The organism is Dyadobacter psychrotolerans (assembly GCF_004349265.1).
Lineage (GTDB): Bacteria > Bacteroidota > Bacteroidia > Cytophagales > Spirosomataceae > Dyadobacter > Dyadobacter psychrotolerans.
Map to the genome: position 1 here is coordinate 1 of NZ_SMFL01000035.1, position 3,090 is coordinate 3,090.

Annotated in this window: 2 rRNA genes; both read left to right on the plus strand. The window is 50.7% G+C overall.

Going from position 1 to position 3,090, the window contains the following annotated elements:
• Positions 1-48 precede the first annotated feature (48 nt).
• A 23S ribosomal RNA gene (locus tag E0F88_RS33440) occupies positions 49-2,868 on the plus strand.
• Between the two features lie 102 nt (positions 2,869-2,970).
• Positions 2,971-3,082, plus strand: a 5S ribosomal RNA gene (rrf, locus tag E0F88_RS33445).
• Positions 3,083-3,090 lie beyond the last annotated feature (8 nt).

Genomic DNA, 3,090 nt, shown 5'->3' on the forward strand with positions numbered 1-3,090 from the left:
ACGAGTTCATTGACATATTGAGAAGTAGAAGAGAAGAAGATAAAGATCGCGCAAGCGAATTAAGGGCGCATGGGGGATACCTAGGCTCTCAGAGGCGATGAAGGACGTGATAAGCTGCGATAAGCTGCGGGGATCAGCACATATGACTTGATCCGCAGATTTCCGAATGGGGCAACCCAATACCATGAAGTGGTATTATCCTATATGGAGGCAAACGTGGGGAACTGAAACATCTAAGTACCCACAGGAGAAGAAAATAACAATGATTCCGCAAGTAGTGGCGAGCGAACGCGGAAGAGCCCAAACCAGCCTGGTTACGGCCAGACTGGGGTTGTAGGACTCACCGAGTGGTTATGAATTGAACTGGAATGGTCTGGGAAGGCCAACCGCAGAGGGTGAGAGTCCCGTACAGGTAAGAGACATAATTGAGTGAGTATCCTGAGTAAGTGGGGACCGGAGAAATCCCCTCTGAATCCGGCGGCACCATCCGCCAAGGCTAAATACTCCTGAGAGACCGATAGTGAACTAGTACCGTGAGGGAAAGGTGAAAAGTACCGCGAGCAGCGGGGTGAAATAGAACTTGAAACCATGCGCTTACAAGCGGGCGGAGCCTTCGGGTGACGCCGTGCCTTTTGCATAATGAGCCTACGAGTTACGGTTACTGGCAAGGTTAATGTTTGCAGAACAGGAGCCGAAGCGAAAGCGAGTCTGAAATGGGCGATTAGTCAGTGGCTGTAGACGCGAAACTCGGTGATCTACCCTTGGTCAGGTTGAAGCGCTGGTAACACATCGTGGAGGACCGAACCGGTAAACGTTGAAAAGTTTTCGGATGAACTGAGGGTAGGGGTGAAAGGCCAATCAAACTGAGAAATAGCTCGTACTCCCCGAAATGTTTTTAGGAACAGCGTCGTGGTTGAGTCATGGTCAGGTAGAGCTACTGATAGGGCTAGGGGGAGTCAAATCCTACCAAACTCTGACAAACTCCGAATGGGCTATGATATACACGGCAGTGAGGGCTGGGGTGCTAAGGTCCCAGTCCGAGAGGGGAACAACCCAGAGCATCAGCTAAGGTCCCAAAATATATGCTAAGTTGAACTAAGGGGGTCCGACTGCAGAGACAGCCAGGATGTTAGCTTGGAAGCAGCTATACATTTAAAGAGTGCGTAACAGCTCACTGGTCGAGCGGGGCGGGCATCGATAATAAACGGGCATCAAGCATATTACCGAAGCTATGCGATAGTAATTTATTACGATCGGTAGGGGAGCATTCTCACAGGGGTGAAGGTTTGGCGTAAGCTGAGCTGGACTGGTGAGAAAAGCAAATGTAGGCATAAGTAACGATAATGCGGATGAGAAATCCGCACACCGAAAGACTAAGGATTCCTCCGCTATGCTAATCAACGGAGGGTTAGGCGGGGCCTAAGGGATAGCCGACAGGCGATTTTCGATGGACAGCAGGTTAATATTCCTGCCCTTGCATTGAGTGTGAAGAAATGACGGAGTATTGTGGTATTTACGTACTGACGGAATAGTGCGTTGAGCGGAGCCTACGGGCGAAGCGAAGATACGAAAACGCTTCCAAGAAAAGTTTCTGAAACATCAGCTTATTGCAACCCGTACCGTAAACCGACACAGGTAGTCGAGAAGAATATTCTAAGGTGCTCGAGTGAATCACGGCTAAGGAACTCGGCAAATTAACCCTGTAACTTCGGGAGAAGGGGAGCCTCCTCGCAAGAGAGGCCGCAGAGAAATGGCCCAGGCGACTGTTTAGCAAAAACACAGGGCTCTGCCAAAACGAAAGTTGACGTATAGGGCCTGACACCTGCCCGGTGCTGGAAGGTTAAGAGGGGATGTCATCGCAAGAGAAGCATTGAATCGAAGCCCCAGTAAACGGCGGCCGTAACTATAACGGTCCTAAGGTAGCGAAATTCCTTGTCGGGTAAGTTCCGACCTGCACGAATGGTGTAACGATCTGGGCACTGTCTCGGCCGTGAGCTCGGTGAAATTGTAGTAGCGGTGAAGATGCCGCTTACCCGCCACGGGACGGAAAGACCCCGTGCACCTTTACTATAGCTTTGCATTGTTTTCGGGTCAGGGATGTGTAGGATAGGTGGGAGGCTATGAAGTTGTGTCGCCAGGCATGATGGAGCCAACGTTGAAATACCACCCTTCGCTGGCCTGGGATCTAATCCCGCTAAGCGGGAGACCGTGCATGGTGGGTAGTTTGACTGGGGTGGTCGCCTCCAAAAGTGTAACGGAGGCTTCCAAAGGTCTGCTCAACACGCTTGGTAACCGTGTGTGGAGTGCAATAGTACAAGCAGGCTTGACTGTGAGACCGACGGGTCGAGCAGGTGGGAAACCAGGGTATAGTGATCCGGTGGTTCTGTATGGAAGGGCCATCGCTCAAAGGATAAAAGGTACGCCGGGGATAACAGGCTGATCTCCCCCAAGAGCTCACATCGACGGGGAGGTTTGGCACCTCGATGTCGGCTCGTCACATCCTGGGGCTGGAGAAGGTCCCAAGGGTTCGGCTGTTCGCCGATTAAAGTGGCACGCGAGCTGGGTTCAGAACGTCGTGAGACAGTTCGGTCCCTATCTGTGGTGGGCGTAGGAAGATTGACGGGGGCTGCCCTTAGTACGAGAGGACCGGGGTGGACCCACCGCTGGTGAATCGGTTGTCCCGCCAGGGGCATGGCCGAGTAGCTATGTGGGGAATAGATAAGCGCTGAAAGCATCTAAGTGCGAAACTAGCCTGAAGATGAATCTTCCACATAAGGGTCGTTGTAGACTACGACGTTGATAGGCTGCAGGTGTATGTATAGAAATATATTCAGCCGAGCAGTACTAATTACCCAACAGCTTGCACATTAAATCTCTTTATTTTATCTCTTCTACTTCCAATATGACATGAAATTCAATGTTAATCATTGAAACTCAAAAGACATTGTTGATAAACCAACAGAAAATCTTGTTGGTGGCTATTGGCCTGGTGTTCACCTCTTCCCATCCCGAACAGAGAAGTTAAGCCCAGAACCGCCGATGATACTTGGGTCAAACCTGGTAAAGTAGGTAGCCGCCACAATACTATTA